Source organism: Trueperaceae bacterium, from assembly GCA_036381595.1.
Classification (GTDB): domain Bacteria; phylum Deinococcota; class Deinococci; order Deinococcales; family Trueperaceae; genus DASVCN01.
This window is the reverse complement of the sequence record DASVCN010000026.1, coordinates 19,806-38,871: the sequence shown is the minus strand read 5'-3', so window position 1 is coordinate 38,871 and position 19,066 is coordinate 19,806. Positions and strand designations below refer to the sequence as shown.

Genomic DNA, 19,066 nt, shown 5'->3' with positions numbered 1-19,066 from the left:
CGTGGATGGACAGGGAGGATCTCCCTCCGGTTCTGCTTGTTCCGTGACATGAGCCGGTACCCCGACGAGGATGAGATCAGACTACGGGCGCTGACTGCAGTCAGACACTTACCAGGAAGGCGGTCAGGTACATAACGACGATGCCGGTTGCGACACCCGCCAGGTTGGTAAACGACCACCAGTTACCTGCGCGCTCGTCCTGGCTGGCCAGGCTGCTCAGGTAGGCTGCAACTTCGACGATCACCTGCAGGATCGCCCCGGCGCCGATGCCGAGGAACAGGGCCGCCCACTGCGGAGCGTAGGCGAACGCTCCGAACCATGTACCCAGCACGGCCGGCAGCCCCGCCAGAGCGGCCAGGCCGACGAAGGTCCAGAAGGCGGATCGGCGCTGGGTCAGTGGAGCCGCGATGCCGATTCCTTCTGTGATGTTGTGCAGCGTGAAGCCGATCACCAGGAAGGAGCCGAGGGCGACCTCGCCCACCGCGAAGGCCGCGCCGATCGCCAGGCCCTCGCCGAGATTGTGGAGCCCGATGCCCAGGGCCAGGAAGTAGGCCAGAGCGGCACCTCGCGGTTGGCCGGAGCGTCGACCTGCGACGAGGAGGCCCAGGAACGTGAGCGCGGCGGCGAGCCAGACTACCGCCTGCGCCTGGAACGCTGCCGCGGCGGCGGCGGCCAGTTCGAGGCCCTCCTGGAGCGTGTCGACCAGGAGGAAGGCTAGGAGGCCGATGGTGAGCGCGAGCAGGAACTGGAGGCCGCGAGCCCCGAGCGTCTTCAGGTAGGGATAGAAGAGCAAGCCGAGCGAAACGGGAACCACGCCGACGTAGAGGCCAAGCAGGGCGAACGCCAGCAGGCGCGACAGGGTGAAGGTGGGCGTCGCGATAGCGACCGGTATCTCGTGTTCGAATATCAGTCCGCTGCCAGTCACCAAACTGACGAGATGCGTTTCGCCCTCGACCCATGGGTAAGGGATGTGCACCCAGGCGCTCTCCAGCCTGGCCAGCGCCCCGGCCGGTTCCAGGTCGAACTCCCAGTAGGCGCCATCGACCTGGACCTGGGCGATCCGCATCGGCTCTGACCCGTCTGCACGGACATGTAGGTGGAAGCCCCGATCGTCGATGACGGATCGTTCCACCGTGAGCTCTTCTACAGGCGGGGCCGACGCGCCGAGTGGCTCCAAGGGGTCGGTGGCCAGGTAGAACCAGACGAGTCCGACAACCAGACCCAGGGGCAGAACGGCGAGGAGCCACCTGGCTCTCGTGGGCATACCGAGCGACCGCTCGCTCATGGCCCGGCCGTTCCCTGGGCCGCCCTGGTCATCAGGCGACGACCTCGAAGAGGCTCATCCAGCCGAGCTCCGCGAACTCCGACTGGTGAGCGTGGAACATGTACTGACCCGGCTCGAATCCCTCGAAGGAGAACTCGAGGATCCCACGCTGGGCCTGACACTGCATGACGGTGTCGATAGTGCGGTGGGTGGGCGTGAGTGTCGTCCCATGGTCGTAGTAGTCGAAGAAGTTGGCGTGCAGATGGAACGAGTTGACGAGGTCGAACTCGACCATGTTGCTCAGGTAGATGCGAACGGGGCGGTCCCGCTCGATGTGGATGGGTCGCTTCATGTAGGCGTGAGCGATGGTGTTGGCCGCGTAGACTTCGTTCTCGTCGTCGAAGTTGGTGTCGAAACCGTTCATCACCATCACCAGCTCCTGCCAACGGTCGTTCTCCGGCGCTCCGAGCAGCCGCGACATGGCTGCCTCCTTATGTTCCGGGTGGAGTGCCGGATCGGGATCGACTATGAATGACCCGTAGAGCCCCTTGTGGATGTGGCGTTTGAGCGGGATGGCGTGGCAGTGGTAGAGGTGCGAGCCGAAGGGGAACGCATCGAACTCGTAGGTAAACCCTTCGCCCGGGTTTATCATCCCGCGACCGAAGTTGGGCACCCCGTCCATTTCGGCAGAGTGGATGCCGTGGAAGTGGATGGTGTGGGGGTGAGAACCTCCATTGACGAAGTGGATCCTCACCCGGTCCCCCTCGGTGACCCTGATCGTGGGGCCAGGAACTCTGCCGTTGTATGTCCAGGCGGGGAAGAAGAGGCCGGGAGCGATCTCTATCTCCTTGTCGATGGCGGTGAGCGTGAACTCGCGGAGCCGCTTGCCGTCGCTTGTTTCGCCCGACCGCCCGGTATCCCAGTCGGTGAGGATGACGCTCGGGTCGAACCCGTTGCGCGCATGATCGACCGTTCCCACCGTCGTCATGCCGCCGTGCGCCTCGACGTGCTCGTGACCCGGCCGGTCCAGTTCCGGGGCCTGGGCATACGCCTCCACGAATGGCCTCGTGATCTGGCTAACCAGGAAAGCAGCGCCCCCGAGCAGACCATTCCTCAGCAGAGCGCGACGTCCGTTGTCGGCCGACATCGTCGGCACACCGCCTGTTGGAGCGCTACCGTCCTCTTTCTTGCCAGCCTTAGTATTAGCCATGCCTAAATCGAGGATAGTCCGCCGCGAGGGAGCCGTCAAGCTTCGGTCTGCAAGCGCTGCGTCGTCGCTCAGCGAGTTATCCAATCGCTGTCGAAGGTGGCGTCCTCCTCTTGCTAGACAGGTGTTCTAACGTACCTGTTGCAACAAACCCTTACCGCACCTTGTGCAAGAGTCAACGGATGCGCAGGCGCGAGGACGAACAGGTGATACTCGAAGGATTCCACCTGAACGACCTCCTCGTGGAGAACACCAGCGAGTTCGCGATGTTCGGGCTCGACCTGAGCGGCACGATCCTCAGCTGGAACCCTGGCGTCGAGAAGCTGTTGGGTTATGCCGTCAACGAGTGGGTGGGCCAGAAGAGCGCCATCATATTCACCGAGGAGGACCGGGCCAAGCATGCGCCCCTCAAGGAGTTCGAGCGCGCTGCGCGAGAGGGCGAAACGGCCGACGTCCGCTGGCACCTTCGCAAGGACGGCAGCCGCTTCTGGGCCAATGGGGTGATGACCGCGCTCTTCACCCCTGCCGGGGTACACATCGGCTACGCAAAGGTGATCCGCGATGAGACCGACAAGAAGAAGCTGGAGGTCGGGCGCGAACGGCTGGTCAAGGAGTTGCGCGAGGAGCACGAGCTGGTCAACGCGCTCAATACCGTGCTGCAGCAGAGGGTCTCGGAGGGGATGGAGGAACTAGCCGAGGCCAGCGCCCAACTGCAGAGGGAGGTGAACGACCGGCTTCGCTTGGGCAGCGAGTTGAGGAGCCAGGAGGCGGAACTCGAGTCGCTCACATATTCCATCTCGCACGACCTGCGTGCTCCCTTACGCGGTCTCGACGGCTTCAGTCAGGCCCTGCTAGAGGACTACGAGGAGATCCTCGACGAGGTCGGCAAGGGCTACCTGCGCCGAATACGTTCGGGCGCTCAGCTCATCGGCGATCTGATCGACAACCTGCTCGAACTCTCGCGGCTCTCCAGACGAGACATGAAATGGGTCGAGGTGGACCTGAGTCGCCTGGCGAAAAGGGTTGTCGATCGGCTTCGCCGCAACTCACCCAATCGCAACGCGCAGATCGTGATCGGCAAGGGTATGGTCGTGACGGGCGACCCCGACATGCTCGGCACCCTCCTCGAGAACCTGCTCGGTAACGCCTGGAAGTTCACCGCCAGGGAGGATGTCGCGCAAATCGAGTTCGGCGCCACGGACGAGGAGGGTGAGCGTCGCTTCTACGTCAGAGACAATGGCGTGGGTTTCGACATGCGCTACGCAGCCCGCCTTTTCGCCCCGTTCCAGCGCCTGCATCCCAGGAGCGAGTTCGAAGGCAGCGGCATAGGGTTGGCGACAGTGCGCCGTATCGTCCATCGACACGGCGGAAGCTTGGGTGTCGACTCGGAACCGGGCGTAGGTAGCACGTTCTGGTTCAGCCTCGGGCGAGAGCCGGCTTTCGACGCTCCAGGTGCGGCGTCAGGCCTGGAGGATGCGGAACAGAAGGCCGGCGAGTCCGCCGCCAAGGACCAGCCAGACTGAATTGACCCTGTAGCGAAGCAGCAGAACGGCTGCAGTGAGCGCGAGGAAGGCGGTGAAGAGGTCGACCACCGCGGCGCCGGCGAGCTCGAGCGTGACCGCTGCCATCAACGCCAGAGCGGCGACGTTCACGCCGTCGAGCAACGCTCCGAACCAAGTCGATTCACGTAGACGCGGCACGACCGGATTCACCAGAGCGACGAATACGAAGCCGGGCAGGAAGATGCCGAGCGTCGCCAGTACGGCGCCGCCCCATCCGCCCGTGACGTAGCCGATGAAGGTAGCGGTAGTGAACACCGGCCCGGGGGTGAACTGGCCTACGGCCACGGCATCGATGAGTTGGGCGTTCGTGAGCCATCCCAGTCGATCGACGAAGTCGTTCTGCAGGAAGGCGAGGAGCACGTAGCCACTCCCGTAGAGCACCGAACCGATCTTGAGGAAGAGCAGGAAGAGCGTGGCGAGGCCGCTCGGCCTTGCCATCGCAGGCAGCTGCGCGTTCTGGGCCAGCAGGATGAGTGGGAGCGGTGGGATCGCGGCGATGCCCGACCTTCCGAGGTTCCTGAACAGCATGTAGACGAGGCCGGCTCCGAAGAGCAGAGGTATCTCGCCGGCGCCGAGGAGGTAGAGGATCAGAACCAGCGATCCGAGGAGGAGCAGGGGGAGGTTCTTCACGGCCTTGCGCCCCAGCCCCCACAGGGCCTGGAAGACAACCGCGATTATCACCGGGGTCACCCCGTAGAGAAGCCACTGGACCTGTGGAAGGTCGCCGTAGCGAACATAGGCCCAGGCGAACGCCAGCACTATGGCCATCGCCGGCAGGATGAAGCAGGCGCCACCGACAACGAGTCCCCTCCAACCGGCCCGCCGCAGACCCAGGTGCATCGTCATCTCCGTCGAGTTGGGCCCGGGTATCAGGTTCGTGGCGCCCAGCAGGTCGAGGAACTCCTCCTCGCTCAGCCACTTTCGACGCACCACCGCTTCGTCGTGCATCAGCGCGATATGCGCCGCCGGTCCGCCGAAGGCGATGAAGCCCAATTTGGTGAACAGGCGAGCGACCTCGGCCAGCTCGCCGTCGCGCTGGCGTACTCCCGCGGGGTGCTCTAGCTCTTCTGGCTGCATCCTTTCCAATTTAAAGCCGGGGTAGCGCGAGCGACAGATGGTGCTTCCCACGAACAATAATGTTGCCGGGTGCGCTTCTCCACTGTCGTCCCATCCGCCCGAATCGAAGTCGCAACAGATGAGTGAGCTCGACTCCCGCACCCGCGTCTATACACTCATCGGCATCCTCCTGGCGATGTTCCTGGGCGCCATCGACCAGACGATCGTCGCCACCGCGTTGCCCCGGATAGCCGAGGATCTCGACGGACTAAGCCGCTACGCCTGGGTGATCACCGCCTACCTCGTCGCTTCGACGATCCTGGTACCGGTCTACGGCAAGCTGGCCGATATGTACAGTCGGAAGGCGATCGAGCTCGCCGCCATCTCCGTGTTCCTGTTCGGTTCGTTCCTCTGCGGGCTTGCCGGCGAGTTCGGCACGCTGCCGCTGCTGGGCGACGGCATGACCCAGCTGATCATCTTCCGGGCCATACAGGGACTCGGGGGCGCCGGCCTCATGGGCCTCGCCTTCATCATCATCGCCGACCTCTTCCCGCCTGCCGAAAGGGGCAAGTACCAGGGTCTGGTGGGAGGCGTCTTCGGGGTATCCAGCGTCCTGGGCCCGCTCCTCGGCGGATTCCTCACCGACTACGGCGGCGGGATCGTGCCCGGCGTGGCGGGGTGGCGCTGGGTCTTTTACGTCAACGTGCCGTTCGGCGCCGTCGCTCTCTGGTTCATCATCACCCGCATGCCGCCCCTGCGACCCTCCGGTCGGAAGGGTCGCCTCGACTACCTGGCGACGGCACTTCTCGTTGCCGGACTCATCCCCTTGATACTAGGCCTTCAGCTCGACAAGACGCGCTACGGCTGGGGCTCACCGCTCACTCTGGGGTTACTGTCGGCTGCGCTCGTGCTGCTGGCGCTCTTCGTGCTGCGCTCGCTCCGGGCCAGCAACCCGCTCCTCGACCTGGGCCTTTTCCGGAACAAGGTGTTCACTACTGCCAATATCGGTGGCTTCTTCCTGGGCGCGGCTTTCCTGAGCACGGTGGCGTTCCTGCCGCTGTTCCTCGTGAACGTGGTCGGCGTCTCGGCTACCGGAGCCGGGCTGAGCATGGTGCCGCTGACGCTCGGCCTCGTCTTCGGGTCGGTGGTTTCGGGCCAACTCGTTTCCCGCTACGGACACTACCGATTCTGGATGCTGTTGGGTGGCGCGATCCTCTTCGTGGGCGTCCTGCTCCTCTCCAACATGGGACCGGATATCAGCTACCTGAGGGTGACGGTCTACATGGTGATCGCCGGTCTTGGCGTGGGCCCCTCCATGCCGCTATACACGCTGGCGATCCAGAACGCGGTCGACGTTCGGAAACTGGGCCAGGCGACGAGCGCCAGCCAGTTCTTCAGGCAGATCGGTGGAGCAATCGGCACTGCGGTGCTAGGCACGGTGCTCGCCACAAGCCTGGCCACTTCGCTCGGCGCGGCCGTGGGCCCCGACGCCACCATGGGCCCCGATGCCGCGATGGCCAGCAACATCTCGGCAGAGGCCGGCCTCCTGCCCGAGGGCGGCATCCCGGCGCAGCTCCAGCCCGTGATCGAAGCCGCCTTCGCCGAAGCCATCCGCAAGGTCTACTTCATCTGTCTGTTCATCGTCGCCGCTGGCTGGCTGGTGACCACGCAGATACCGGAACTGCCGCTAAGCAGGTCGATCCGCTCGGCCGAGGCGCCTCCCGCGGACTGACCGGACCGAACTACCCCATTCAGGACCCGACCTGCTTCCGCTAGAGTTGGATGGATGCTTCGCGCACTCGTCTTCGATTTCGACGGCACCATCCTCGATACCGAGAAGGCCGAGTTCCTCCGCTGGCAGGCCCTTTACGGGGAGCACGGGTTGACTCTCGACCTGGGCGAGTGGCAACAGGGAATAGGTACCTGGGGCGGATTCGATCCGTGGCACGGTTTGCCGCCGGCCGTCCGTGAGGACCGGGAGCGGATAGCTCAGCGGCTGAGCGAGGAGGTCGCCTCGGACATCGCCCGGCAGGACCTTCGCCCGGGCGTCAGGCAGGTGCTGGACGAGGCGCGAGAGGCGGGTTACCTCCTGGCCGTGGCCACCAGCAGCGACCGGGAGTGGGTGGAGAAGTGGTTGGGAAGGCACGGCCTGCGCAAGCACTTCCGGGCGATGGCTACCAGAGACGATGTGGCGCGTGTCAAGCCGAATCCGGAACTCTACTCGCTGGCGGTCGGTCTCCTTGGCGTGAGGCCAGCAGAGGCCCTGGCGGTGGAGGACTCCCTCAATGGCGCCACAGCGGCCGTGGCCGCAGGCCTCGCCGTCGTGGTCGTACCCAACGACGTGACTGCCGGTCAGCCGTTCCCCGAAGAGTGGCCGCTGCTGCCGGGGTTCGATGGCGGCCTGGCTAAGCTCCTGGCCGCGGCCGGGGTGCCGTCGTGACGGGGAGGGTCGCCCCCCCCTTGAGCTGCAGACAGTGCGCTGGTCTCGAGAGGGTGTTCGGTCAGCGGGCCGCGCGGAACGACCTGCGGCGTTACCGGCGCGGGGGCCCCAGACGCACGACCGTGATGCTCATCCGCGCCCTAGTGGACGAGGGGGTCGACGGCGCCGAGGTGATCGACATCGGCGGGGGAGTGGGCGCGATCGCACTGGCCCTGCTGGAAGCCGGGGCCGTGGCCGCTCGACTGGTCGACGCCTCGCGCGCCTATCTGATCGTCGCCGAGGAGGAGGCAGAGAGGCAGGGGCTGCGCGAGCGGATGTCGTTCAGGTTCGGCGATTTCACTGAACTGGCCGAGGACGAGTCGCCGGCGGAGGTCGTAACTCTCGACCGGGTGATCTGCTGCTACCACGATGTAGCGGCACTCATCGACTCTTCGGCCTCACGCGCGACCAAGCTGTACGGACTCGTCTACCCGAGGGACAACCTGGTCACCCGTCTCGGCTCGCGGCTGGCCAACGCCCTGATCGCCTTGACCGGAACCGGCTACCGCGCATTCGTTCATCGAGAAGCAGAGGTGGAACGTCTGGTCGCCGGGACCGGGCTAGTGCGCGTCTTCCACAGCAGGTTGGGCATCTGGCAGGTCGCGGTGTATCGCCGTGAGAGCTGATCGTCTGTGGGTCGCCCGGTTGGCCAACCTCGATCTCAACTGCCGCTGGGGTCAACTACCGCTTCCTCCTACTGTCACAGGCCGACCAATACCAGTGTATCTATACAGTGTCACTAGTCCCGTCTAGACTCTGTTCACGGGGGCAGCGGGAACCGCCGGGGGAAGGTAGCACCTTCCAGTTCAGGAATCGGACCCACGGGGGCGGGTCCGATTCCTGCTTCTCTGGCGTCGGCAAGCCAACCCAGGTCACTCCCTCTTCCGGAACACGCCAACCCAGGTCGCTCCCGGCCTCACGCAGACCTCGGTGGCTGCCTGTCCACGCAGACCTCGGTCGTTTCCTCTCTACGCCGAGACGACCCCGTCCGACTCCACTCGCACGTTCCCGGTCTCGTCGACCGCTTCGATCCGCACCGGTACGTTCTCCACCCGGCGAGTGTCGCGCCGGTCAACGGTGTAGACCTCCCCGGTGAAGCGCGCCATCGGCTGATCTACTCCACGGGCCCGCTCGAGTACCTCGCGGGCCTCCTCGAGCGCCGCGCCATCCACGTTGAGCAAGCCCTCGATCACGAGGCCGCCCTCGGTGTTCGGATGACTATCGAGTCCCCCCTCGCAGGCGAGACTCTTCTCCCGTCCGTTCTCATCCATGATCGTGAGAGTTCCTATCCGCCCCATAGGGGAAGGCTATTCCCCTCAGGCCTGCGACTCTGGGCGGCAGACCATACTCCCGGCGCGTGCCGTTCGCGTTCCCCTCTTCGTTGCACCACCATGGTACCTGTGCTACGATTCTCGGGCTAAGAGCCTCGAGGGGCGGGTCCGCCCCAGCCACCCTGGAGTTGAGCCGAAGGAGAAGAATGGCAAGGAATCCGTCTGCGATGAAGTACCACCGGCAGTCCGAGAGGGCCCGGTTGGCGAACCGCGCCAAGAAGAGCATGATCCGTACCTTCTCGAAGAAGGCTATCGCCGCGGCTGAGGCCGGTGACGCCGAGGGAGCGGCCAAGTACCAGAAGGTCGCCCAGAGCCTCATCGACAAGGCAGCCAAGGGTTCGACCCTTCACAAGAACAACGCCGCACGCAAGAAGTCGCGGCTGGCCAAGCGGATCCAGAACGCCCAGGCGTAGTAGCGCTGGTAGAGAACGACTCGACGAGGCGGCCCAGCGGGCCGCCGTTTCCTTGATGCGCCCTGCTATCCTGCTCCGGTGAGCCTCCGGATCGTCCTCGTTTCGACGAAGCACAGCGGCAACGTCGGCAGCGTTGCTCGAGCGATGAAGAACTTCGGGCTCGATGAGCTGGTGCTCGTCTCGCCGCGTTGCCGCCTCGACCGTCAGGCGTACGCTCTGGCTTCGCATGCCAGCGATGTACTGGACAAGGCGCGGATAGTTCGTGAGAGCCGGGAGGCGCTGAACGGCTGCACTTTCGTGCTGGGCACTACTGCTCGTGAAAGGGCGTCGGACTCGTACAGAGTGATGGCTCCCAGGTTAGGCGTGAGCCTGCTTCCGATCAGTGGCGGCGCCGTGCTGTTCGGTCCCGAGGACACTGGGCTCGACAACGACACTCTCGACCTTTGCCAGTTGGTCGTGAGGATCCCGACTGCCGAGTACTCTTCGCTCAACCTGGCCCAGGCCGTAAACCTGCTGGCATACGAGTGGTTCGTGCGGGACGCGCCAGCCGAGAACGAGGGTCCGCAGGCGAGAAGGGCGCCCCGCGACGAATTCGAACCGATGATCGAGCAGTTGGTGGACACGCTCCTCTACATCGGCTACACCGACGAACTGAAGGCCGGGAGCGTCGAGCACATGTTCAGGATGATGCTCGATCGGGCGTCGCTCACGAGCAGGGAAGTTGCTGCTCTGCGTGGACTATGGAGCCAGGCGAGATGGGCCGCCGATCAGCCTCCTGAGCGCATTCCTGGCCGTCACCCTTCGCATTGACACCCTTTCAGCGGGGTATGTATACTTGCCGACGCTGACCGGAAGGCCCGAGGGCTGGTGTGTGCTGACCGGAGGGTTGGCTGAGTGGTTGAAAGCGGCGGTCTTGAAAACCGCAATAGGGTTTCACCCTATCGGGGGTTCGAATCCCTCACCCTCCGCCAGATGACGGTCGGCATCGAATGCCGGGAGAGGTGGCCGAGCGGCTGAAGGCGCTCCCCTGCTAAGGGAGTATAGGGGCAAAACCTCTATCGAGGGTTCGAATCCCTCCCTCTCCGCCACACCGCCAGGCACGCACGGCGGCACGATCGAGCGCCTGTAGCTCAGTTGGATAGAGCGGCTGACTACGGATCAGCAGGTCTGGGGTTCGAATCCTCACAGGCGCACCATCAGAAACGGAAGCGGAGTCGTAGCGGCTCCGCTTCGTTGTCTACCGCCTTCACGTTCACTTACCAGTCACTTACCTGAGCGAGATACTCTCGTTTCATGACGCGTAAGATTTTTGGCCACCCCGTACCGATCTTCCGGACCCTGACAGCGGCACTCGTCGCTGTCTCGCTCTCCATGGGCCTCGCCCAGGAGGGTGAGCTAGCTGAAGAAGGCGATGTCCGGGTTTACATCTCCCACGAATACGGCGCCAGCATCTCGGTCATCGACGCCGGGACCGGGGAGGTGATCGACGAGATCACGGTGACCGGCCGTCCTGGCGAGGTGCGACCCCGCGGCTTGGCGGTCAGTCCCGACGGTGCGACGATCTACGTCGCCCTCAGCGACTTCAACCCTGAGCTGGAGGCCCCGGAGGACAAGATCGTCGCGATCGATGTAGCGACGAACGAAGTCATAGCCGAGTACGAAGCCGGCGGCAACCCCGAGAGATTGGCAATAAGCCCCGACGGAACCCAGGTGTGGGCCGCGCTCGAGGCGAGGGCTCAAGGGATGGGGATAGACCTCGAAACGGGGGAGACGATCGCCATCTTCCAGACGGGAATCGAATCGGAAGGGGTCGACGTCAGCCCCGACGGGCGTTACGTCTACGTTACCGGCGAGGTCAGTCACACGGTCAGCGTTTTCGATACTCAGGAGATGAAGCTGGTCAAGCATTTCCTGGTAGGGAACCGACCGAGAGTCGTTCTCTTCTCTCACGATGGCTCGCTCGCTTACGTCTCTGCCGAGATCGGCGGCACCGTTTCCGTGGTGGACACCTCCACCCACAGCGTGATAGACACGATCTCCCTGGGCCTCGACTCACGACCGGTCGAGATGGCTCTCTCCCCTGACGGCGCCACCCTCTACGTTGCCGGCGGAGGCACCAACGCCGTGTACGTGATCGATACCGGATCCCGGGAGGTTACGGATGTGGTCCGCGAGCGGATGGGCCGGCGCCCCTGGGGGATCGCCATAACCCCCGACGGTAGCCGTCTCTACACGGCCAATGGGCTCTCGGACAGCGTGTCGGTGATCGATACGGAAACGCTCGAAGTCATCGACAACATCAGCGTCGGACGTGGCGCCCACTCGGCCTCCATCGGCATAGCGCCCGAGCAGGGGGATTGACGTGCGACCGATCCGAAAGCTCGTTCTGTGCCTTCTGCTCGCCATTCCATGCGTCGTTCACGCTCAGTACGCGAACGAGCCCTACTTCGATGCCGCCGAACTGATCAGGTACGGGCACGTCACCAATCTGGTGGAGGCCAGAGTAGCCGCCCTAGACGCCGTGGCTGCCACCGGCGAACTTCCGGAGGAGATGGCAGAGCAGGCCCGGAGAATGCTCGAAGAGGATCTGCCGCGCATCGCGGGGAGCCTGGAGGAGGCCGCGCCGCAACTGCTCCGGGATCTCGAGGCCGCTCTGGTCGAACTGGCGGAGTTGTCCGAAGCGGGGGATACCGAAGCCTTGCGGCCTGTGGCTCAACGGGTGGCGGACCTCGCGGTGGAGGCCCGACAGCGACTGATCGGGCCCGAGGGCGCGGAGCGCAACGGAGTGAAGGCAGCCGTCATCTCCCGACTGCTACTCGGTGAACCTGGCGTTGCCGAAGGGTACGAAGAAGCAGTGGCCGGCGAACGCTGGGAGTACACGCTGGGCTGGGGGGCGCTGCAGCAGGTGAAGGAGGCCTGGGCCGAGCTGGAACCGGAGGTCGCCGGGCGGTCCGACGAGGTGGACGAGGCGCTCTTCGAGCTCGACGAGCTCTATCCCGGGCCTATCCCGCCGGAGGACCTGAGCGGCGATCCGGAGGCGGGGGAGGAACCGGCGCACCGGATAACCAGCCTTCTCGAGGGGATCACCGACTCGAACCTCTACCCGGAACGGGAACTGGGGCGGGTCGCGGCCAAGGGGGCAGGACAGGCGTCGTCCGCTTGCAGCGCATTCGAGGAGGGTAACGACGGCCTGGCGATGGAACTCACCCTCGCCGTGCAGGACGCCTACGAGTCGATCTCCGGAACGGTAGGGATGCTGGCGGCCGAGGCGCACGAACGGGTCGAGAGCGCGCTCGACGGCATCACCGGGGGCGGCGAGGAGGAGGACGAGGAAGCCGGCGAGGGCCGGGATGAGGTCGATGAGGAGGAGCGGCCGGTGGAGGAGGCCGAGGAGCCGACGGGCGATCCGCTCGAGCTATGCAGGCAGCTACAACAGGGGCTCGAGGAGATAACCCAACTGTTCGGAGGCTGAGGGCCCTCTCGGAAGGCCAGTCACCCTCCCTCACCTGCTATTGGGACGGGGAGGGTGACGGCGGCCTCGAAGCCGGGTTCGGTGTTGCGCAGTTCGAGGCGCCCACCCAGTGAACGGGCGATGCTGTCAACGAGCGAGAGCCCAAGGCCAAGGCCGTGAGCCGCCTCGGTTGCGCGGAAGAACGGTTCCCTGAGGCGCTCCAAGGCTGTCTCGGCCACTCCGGCGCCCTCGTCTCGAACGGCGATCTTCACCTCGTGCCCTGCCAGTGTGGCGTCGAGAATCACCCGACCGTCGCTGTAGCGGAGAGCGTTCTCGAGCAGGTTGCGCACCGCCTGCCCGGCCAGGCGCCGGTCGGTCACGAGCGGCAGTTTCGCTCCTTGGGGCCGGAGCACGACCCTTTCGCGGCATTCTACGGGCAGCCCGGCGACGACGTCCTCGAGCAGGGGGAGGAGCTCGCCCCCCTCGCTCTCGTACTCGGTTGAGCGGGCCAGGATGAGCAGGGCTGCCAGCAGATCCTCCATCCGCTGGACGTTCCGCTCGAGCGCGGGCCACACCTCCGTGGGCGCCGCCAAGCCGATGCGCACGCTCTCCAGCTGGGCCTTGAGAGCGCTCAGCGGAGTGCGTAGCTCGTGCGAGGCGTAGCGCGTGAACGTTCGCTCGCGTTCGATGAAACCGTGTACCTGGGTGGTCATCGCGTTGAAGCTGCGCGCCATCCTGCTCAGCTCGTCGTTCCCGGTCGGAACGGTGATCGGCTCCGGGAACTGTTTGGCGGTGAGCTTCTGGCTCGCTTCGGTCAGCTCTCGCACGGGTCGCATCACGATCCGGGCCAGCAACCAGGCAGCGACGAGGCTGAGGACGACGAACAGCGGCAGGTCGATGACGTCGGTCAGCAGGCTGCTGGTGAGGAAACCTTCGAAGATCAGCGGCGCAACCGCCAGTTCGACGCGATACCCGTCTCGCAGGTAACGCACTTGCGTCCGCCACCTCATCAGTTGCTCCTCGCTCGCGGTTGGTGAGCTGTCGAAGAGGAGGGCGTCATTGTGGAACACCATGTAGTGCGCCCGCCTCGACAGCGGGGTCTCGACGACCAGGTGGCCCGGCAGTGCGGGGCTGTCCAGGGCCGCGACCAGCTGCGCCTCGACGGCGTCACCGAAGCGTTCGAGGTCCGAGTCGATACGTGACTCGGCGAAAGCGCTCGCTCGATCGGCCAAGAAATCGAGACCTGCTTCGATGAACGCGGAGCTTATGACCGCGATGGCGATGCTCAGGAAGAGAGCAACTCGGAAACTCATTCGCCATCCAGCCGGTAGCCGCCCGAGACGGTCGTGAGTACGGCTTCGCCCAGCTTCTGGCGCAACTGACTCACGTAGACCCTCACCACTCGCTGTCCGGAGGCCGCCTCGGGGAAGAACCGACGCCGGAGGTCGTCCACCGTGAAGACACGCCCGGGGTAGAGGGCGAACAGTTCGATCATGCTGAACTCTCGCTGCGTGAGTGAAACCTCCTCACCCTGCCAGAAGACGCGGCGAGAGCCGAGATCGACCTTCAGTGACCCCCGCTCGAATAGCGCCGCTCTCGTACCGGCGTCGCGACGCAGCAGTGTTCTCACCCGTGCTGCGAACTCCCTCAGGCTGAACGGTTTCACGAGGTAGTCGTCCCCGCCCGAATCCAACCCCCTTATCCTGTCGTCGACGGAATCCCGGGCCGTGAGGAACAGTATCCGGCCCTCGAAGTCGCCTGCCCGAAGCGACTCGGCGAGTTCGAACCCGGCATGCGGTCCGTCGGGGAGCATCACGTCGAGGACGGCGAGGTCGAAATGGCCGGTGAAGCTCGCCTCCAAAGCGAGGCTCCTCGTTTCCACATGTTTGACGTCGTAGAGTTCCCGCTTCAGCAAGGTCACCAGCGGGCTGGCCAGGTCCGGCTCGTCTTCTACCAGCAATATCCGCATCAGCTTGTGCGTCATCTTATGCCAGAAGCGTTCGCCGGTGGCGCCTAGGCCGGACGAGGGTGCATCGAGCAGCCCGCGCCTGGGCCGGACGACGGCGCATCGAGCAACCCGCGCCTGGGCCGGACGAGGGCGCATCGAGCAACCCGCGCATCGGTACCTCTGTAAGAATCGAGTTAGACGAGAAGGTGTAGGATGCCCCTTTGTCCGCCCCCCAGGGCAGGCAGCCAGAGAGGCTTCTCCTGAATTCATGCTCCGCTCACTGACCCGATACATCTCGACTCCGCTGAAGGCCGCGCTGGTCTACGTCGTGCTGGCCGCCACCTGGATCCTCTTCTCCGACCGGCTCCTCCTGCTCGTCAGTCAGGACCCTCAGGTGCTGTCGCGTATGCAGACCGCCAAAGGGTGGCTGTTCGTGGTCACGACCGGTCTCTTCGTCGGGCTCCTGGCTTCACGCTCGCGCCGACGTGAACAGCAGGCGGTCCGCGAGTTGGCGCGGTCCGAAGCCCGGTTCCGGTCGCTGGTGCAGAACAGCAGCGATATGGTTCGGATGGTAGATGCGAACGGAGTGATCACCTTCGAGAGCCCCGCGATAAGGCAGATACTGGGCTACGAACCGAGCGAGGTCGAAGGCAAGAGCGTCATGGCTTTCGTGCACCCGGAAGACTTGCCGGTGCGGGAACGCTTCGAGAAGGAGACGACCGGCGGCCACGGCCGGGCGACCTACCGAGTGCGGCACAAGAGTGGGGAGTGGCGCTGGATCGAGTCGGCAGGCGTGAATCTGCTCGACGATCCCGAGGTGGGCGCGATCGTGATCAACTCACGCGACGTAACCGAGAGCAAGGCGGTAGAGGAAGCGCTCAGAGAGGAGCAGGAGTTCGTCGAATCCCTCCTCGAGGCGACTCCCGGGATCTTCTACCTGTTCGATGAGGACGGCCGTTACGTCCGCTGGAACGAGAACCTGCTCCAAGTCACCGGTTACGAGGAGAGCGAGCTGGAGAACCTCTCCCCTCTGGACGTCGTCGTTCCGGAGGAGCGCGAGCGCACCAAGGAACTGATGGCGCAGGTTCTCGCGGGCGCGTCCGCTACGGCCGTCCTCACGGTCCTGACGAAGAGCGGAGAGCGGATCCCCTACCTCTGCACCGGGATGCGGGTCACGCTCGGGGGCAAGATCTATCTGGCAGGCGTGGGGCTCGACCATTCCGAGCAGCACGAGGCACGAGCCAAGATCGATGCCCTCAACTCGGACCTGGAGGAGCGTCTCGAACGCCTCGACACGTTGCAGGAGATAGACCGGGCGATCTCGGGCAGCCTCGAGCTTCCCCTGGTGCTCTCGGTCTTCCTTGACGGTGCCCGCTACCGCCTGAAGGTTGACGCTGCTGCCGTGCTGCTGCATGAACCGGACGCTCAGATGCTCACCTTCTCGGCCTCCAAGGGATTCAAGACCAGGGCACTGCACGGCGCTCGGCTGCGGTTGGGGGAGGGGCCGGCGGGACGTGCCGCCCTCACCCAGCGGATGGTGCAGCTCGAGGGAGATGAGATCGTAAGGGAGATCGTGGGCTCGGACGAACTCGCCAAGGAGGAGTTCGCCCACTACTGGGCGGTGCCGTTGATCGCCAAGGGTCGCGTTCAGGGGGTGCTCGAACTCTTCTGCCGGGACGGCTGCCACAAGGATGAGGACTGGTACGAGTTCCTCGAGGCGATGGCGACGCAGGCTGCGATCGCGATCGACAACGCCATGCTCTTCCAGCAACAGTCCCGGGCCAACGAGGAGTTGACGCTGGCGTACGACACCACCATCGAGGGTTGGGCGCGGGCGCTCGACCTGCGGGATCGCGAGACCGAAGGTCACTCGCGCAGGGTCACCGAGTTGACCACGACCCTGGCCCGGAAACTCGACTTCCCCAGCGACGAGCTGGTGTTCCTCAGGTGGGGAGCGCTGCTCCACGACATCGGCAAGATGGCTGTCCCGGACTCGATACTGCTGAAGAAAGGGAAGCTGGCGACCGACGAGTGGGAGTTGATGAAGGCGCACCCCGAGCATGCCTTCAAGCTCCTTTCGCCCATCACGTTCCTGAGGCCGGCACTGGACATCCCCTATGCACACCACGAGAGGTGGGACGGCAAGGGCTACCCGCTGGGTCTGAAGGAGGCAGAGATACCTCTGCCGGCCCGGATATTCGCGGTAGTCGACGTGTTCGACGCCCTGACTTCGGTCCGCCCCTACCGGCCGGCCTGGCCGCGGGAGAAGGCCCTGGAGTACATCCGGGCGCAACGCGGTCGGCAGTTCGACCCGCAGGTCGTCGACGCGTTCCTCGAGGTGATGGCCCAGGAATCTGAGATGGCCTAGGGAGCGACGACTCGGCTCGCCTCGCGGTTAGCGCGGCCGGCATCCCATGACGCCACGGCAGCTGGTACGGGCGTTCGATGACTTGATCCGAGTGTCGAGCGACGCCCGGGTCGTGTCGTGTAAACGTCGTCGTGAACGCGAAAAATGCGGGCTCGGGTTGTTAGATATGTCGCTGCGGCAGCGGGTCCAGCTGTTACACTTCGTCTTGGGAACCTAGAGGTTCTCGGGCGACAACTGAATACGCCTGCAGAAGCGATGAAGTCTGGTCCGCAATTTGGGCGCCTGGACCAGATGGAGCTAGTAGCGCAACCGGCTGAAGGCACATAGGACTAATCGGAAGCAAGAGTATTTCCTTCCTTCTGTTTGAGGAACTGTGTTGCTGGCAGGATCCCCGAAAAGCAACCGGCAACCGCCGGGCAGGGGCCCACAAAACAGGACCGGCATCGGAATGATGCCGAACAGGAGGAAGAAGATGTTCAGCAGCAAGATTCTCGTGAGGACTTTCGTCGCGCTAACGGCCCTGGTACTGCCGGTCGCCTTGGCGCAGGTCACCCAGACGGCCACAGCGACCGTTTCGGGCGCCACTAGCCTGACCGCGGCCACCACGAATGCCGACATAGCGTTCACCCTGGCCGCCGGTGGCGCCACAGTGTCGGACGCCAGCACCGTTCTCGATTACGCTAGCAACGACGGTTTGAGCCATGCCATTACCGCCGCCGCGGTTGCCGACACCACGTCTGGCGCCGTTTGGACCTACAGTGGCACCGGCACCACGACCGCGTATCCGAAGCTCAGCTACAAGAGCGCCGTCGTGAACAGTTCCGATACCAACGGAGGGTCCCCCGGACCCACGGCCGTGGTCCTGGTGAACGCCGACAATACCGCCGGCAGCACGGCCGATGTCGTTACCGGCATCAAGAACGCCAGCGGCAGCGTAACCGTGACCCTCGAAGCGGTCACTACCCAGGAGGTAGCCGCAGGCAGCTACACCGCTGACATCACGTTCTCTATCGCCCAGAAGTAATCGTCACGTGTTCGAGGCAGGATGGCGAAAGCCATCCTGCCGTTTTTCGGAGAAGTCGCAGTTGAAATGGATGAGTAACAGAATGGACGCGCGTTCGGTCGCACTGCCCCTGGCGCTTGTCGTCGTCGCCCTTCTTTCCGCCGCGAACGTCGCGCTCGCCCAGTCACCGGACCCGACCGGGCTCGCTTCGGTGATCGTATCGAGCGCGTTGCGACAGGAGATACGTGCCGTACCAGGCGTGGTCAGGCACGGAAGCATCACCCTCTCGAACACCGGCGAGGCCGACGCGCTCGTCTCGATATCCCAGGCCGACATGGGCTTCTCTCCTGAAGGAGAGATCGAGTTCTTGCCGAGCGGCAAGCTAGACCGATCGAATGCTGGCTGGATAGATGTCGCACCGCAAGCGGTAGTGCCGGCCAACTCCAGCCTCGACGTACCTTTCACGATCGCGGTCCCCGACGATCCTTCGCTGAACGGGAGCTATTGGAGCCTCTTGCAGGTCCAGCCCCTCGATCCGAGCGTCGTAAGGGAGCAGTCGGCCGATGCCAGCGTCACGACCACGATCAATGTTCGCTTCCAGTACTCCGTCACCGTCCTCACCCACATCGGCACGCCCGAACGCAACAGCATCCAGTTCACGGACCCCCTGTTCGCGCCGGATGACGACGGCCACTACTACCTGCAGGTGGGTCTCACGAACTCCGGAGCGTTCGTCGTCGAGACGGGCTCCTGGCTCGAGCTCTACGACTCCGATGGAATGTTGGTGAAGCGGGTGGAGGGGCAGAGCGCACGAACCTACCCAGGCGCCACCGACCGGCTCACCTTCGAGCTGGGAAGCCTCCAACACGAGGTGTACCAGGCGGTGGTAGTTGCCGACGCAGGTGGTAACAGCGTTTTCGGAGCCCGTTACAACCTCGACGCTACCGTTCGATAGCTTCCGAAACGGGCCGAAATGCGATCCCG

17 protein-coding genes, 3 tRNA genes and 1 riboswitch are annotated in these 19,066 nt (G+C 64.5%); of the genes, 14 read left to right on the top strand and 6 right to left on the bottom strand.

The window, feature by feature from the left end; all coding sequences use genetic code 11:
- Window positions 1-100 precede the first annotated feature (100 nt).
- The gene (locus VF168_09305; protein ID HEX7004368.1) at window positions 101-1,285 is read right to left on the bottom strand and encodes a ZIP family metal transporter; all 1,185 of its coding nucleotides are present in this window, start codon (window positions 1,283-1,285) and stop codon (window positions 101-103) included.
- A 31-nt stretch (window positions 1,286-1,316) separates the two neighbouring features.
- Window positions 1,317-2,474 (bottom strand): multicopper oxidase domain-containing protein, encoded by a 1,158-nt coding sequence (locus VF168_09300; protein ID HEX7004367.1) that lies wholly within the window; start codon window positions 2,472-2,474, stop codon window positions 1,317-1,319.
- Between the two features lie 179 nt (window positions 2,475-2,653).
- Between VF168_09300 and VF168_09295 the strand changes: the two genes are divergently transcribed.
- The gene (locus VF168_09295; GenBank protein HEX7004366.1) at window positions 2,654-3,994 is read left to right on the top strand and encodes an ATP-binding protein; all 1,341 of its coding nucleotides are present in this window, start codon (window positions 2,654-2,656) and stop codon (window positions 3,992-3,994) included.
- On the opposite strand, the gene chrA is transcribed toward VF168_09295, so the two are convergent.
- Window positions 3,932-5,110, bottom strand: coding sequence for a chromate efflux transporter (gene chrA / locus VF168_09290; GenBank protein ID HEX7004365.1), 1,179 nt, complete (start codon window positions 5,108-5,110; stop codon window positions 3,932-3,934). The two genes, VF168_09295 and chrA, sit on opposite strands and share 63 nt — an antisense overlap.
- 118 nt (window positions 5,111-5,228) lie before the next feature.
- Between chrA and VF168_09285 the strand changes: the two genes are divergently transcribed.
- Genes VF168_09285 through VF168_09275 form a run of 3 tightly spaced genes read left to right on the top strand, consistent with a single transcriptional unit; the run spans window position 5,229 to window position 8,194 of the window.
- Window positions 5,229-6,821 (top strand): MDR family MFS transporter, encoded by a 1,593-nt coding sequence (locus tag VF168_09285; GenBank protein HEX7004364.1) that lies wholly within the window; start codon window positions 5,229-5,231, stop codon window positions 6,819-6,821.
- A gap of 54 nt (window positions 6,822-6,875) precedes the next feature.
- The gene (locus VF168_09280) at window positions 6,876-7,529 is read left to right on the top strand and encodes an HAD-IA family hydrolase (protein HEX7004363.1); all 654 of its coding nucleotides are present in this window, start codon (window positions 6,876-6,878) and stop codon (window positions 7,527-7,529) included.
- 20 nt (window positions 7,530-7,549) lie between these two features.
- On the top strand, window positions 7,550-8,194 hold the full coding sequence (locus tag VF168_09275; GenBank protein ID HEX7004362.1) for a methyltransferase domain-containing protein: 645 nt from the start codon (window positions 7,550-7,552) through the stop codon (window positions 8,192-8,194).
- 342 nt (window positions 8,195-8,536) lie between these two features.
- On the opposite strand, the gene VF168_09270 is transcribed toward VF168_09275, so the two are convergent.
- On the bottom strand, window positions 8,537-8,866 hold the full coding sequence (locus VF168_09270; protein HEX7004361.1) for a hypothetical protein: 330 nt from the start codon (window positions 8,864-8,866) through the stop codon (window positions 8,537-8,539).
- 179 nt (window positions 8,867-9,045) lie between these two features.
- Here VF168_09270 and rpsT point away from each other — a divergent pair, with 179 nt between their 5' ends.
- The 7 genes from rpsT (at window position 9,046) to VF168_09235 (ending at window position 12,784) form a co-directional block, all read left to right on the top strand.
- On the top strand, window positions 9,046-9,312 hold the full coding sequence (rpsT, locus tag VF168_09265) for a 30S ribosomal protein S20 (protein HEX7004360.1): 267 nt from the start codon (window positions 9,046-9,048) through the stop codon (window positions 9,310-9,312).
- 78 nt (window positions 9,313-9,390) lie between these two features.
- On the top strand, window positions 9,391-10,122 hold the full coding sequence (locus VF168_09260; protein HEX7004359.1) for an RNA methyltransferase: 732 nt from the start codon (window positions 9,391-9,393) through the stop codon (window positions 10,120-10,122).
- A gap of 70 nt (window positions 10,123-10,192) precedes the next feature.
- A tRNA-Ser gene (locus tag VF168_09255) sits at window positions 10,193-10,283 on the top strand.
- Between the two features lie 24 nt (window positions 10,284-10,307).
- A tRNA-Ser gene (locus tag VF168_09250) sits at window positions 10,308-10,400 on the top strand.
- Between the two features lie 31 nt (window positions 10,401-10,431).
- Window positions 10,432-10,508, top strand: a tRNA-Arg gene (locus VF168_09245).
- A 97-nt stretch (window positions 10,509-10,605) separates the two neighbouring features.
- Window positions 10,606-11,673, top strand: a complete 1,068-nt coding sequence (locus VF168_09240) for a beta-propeller fold lactonase family protein (protein HEX7004358.1) — start codon at window positions 10,606-10,608, stop codon at window positions 11,671-11,673.
- Window position 11,674: 1 nt separating this feature from the next.
- Window positions 11,675-12,784 (top strand): hypothetical protein, encoded by a 1,110-nt coding sequence (locus VF168_09235; protein ID HEX7004357.1) that lies wholly within the window; start codon window positions 11,675-11,677, stop codon window positions 12,782-12,784.
- A gap of 20 nt (window positions 12,785-12,804) precedes the next feature.
- Here VF168_09235 and VF168_09230 read toward each other — a convergent pair whose 3' ends face one another.
- Together VF168_09230 and VF168_09225 are read right to left on the bottom strand one after the other, a co-directional pair.
- Window positions 12,805-14,076: a HAMP domain-containing sensor histidine kinase gene (locus VF168_09230; protein ID HEX7004356.1), complete on the bottom strand. Its 1,272-nt coding sequence runs from the start codon at window positions 14,074-14,076 to the stop codon at window positions 12,805-12,807.
- Window positions 14,073-14,747, bottom strand: coding sequence for a response regulator transcription factor (locus VF168_09225; protein HEX7004355.1), 675 nt, complete (start codon window positions 14,745-14,747; stop codon window positions 14,073-14,075). Before VF168_09225 ends, VF168_09230 begins: the two co-directional genes overlap by 4 nt.
- A gap of 232 nt (window positions 14,748-14,979) precedes the next feature.
- On the opposite strand from VF168_09225, the gene VF168_09220 reads away from it, so the two are divergent.
- The 3 genes from VF168_09220 (at window position 14,980) to VF168_09210 (ending at window position 19,037) form a co-directional block, all read left to right on the top strand.
- Complete coding sequence (locus VF168_09220; GenBank protein ID HEX7004354.1) at window positions 14,980-17,079, top strand: HD domain-containing phosphohydrolase; 2,100 nt, start codon at window positions 14,980-14,982, stop codon at window positions 17,077-17,079.
- A 239-nt stretch (window positions 17,080-17,318) separates the two neighbouring features.
- Window positions 17,319-17,403: riboswitch (cyclic di-GMP riboswitch) on the top strand.
- A gap of 148 nt (window positions 17,404-17,551) precedes the next feature.
- Window positions 17,552-18,103, top strand: a complete 552-nt coding sequence (locus VF168_09215; protein ID HEX7004353.1) for a hypothetical protein — start codon at window positions 17,552-17,554, stop codon at window positions 18,101-18,103.
- Window positions 18,104-18,185: 82 nt separating this feature from the next.
- On the top strand, window positions 18,186-19,037 hold the full coding sequence (locus VF168_09210) for a hypothetical protein (protein ID HEX7004352.1): 852 nt from the start codon (window positions 18,186-18,188) through the stop codon (window positions 19,035-19,037).
- Window positions 19,038-19,066 lie beyond the last annotated feature (29 nt).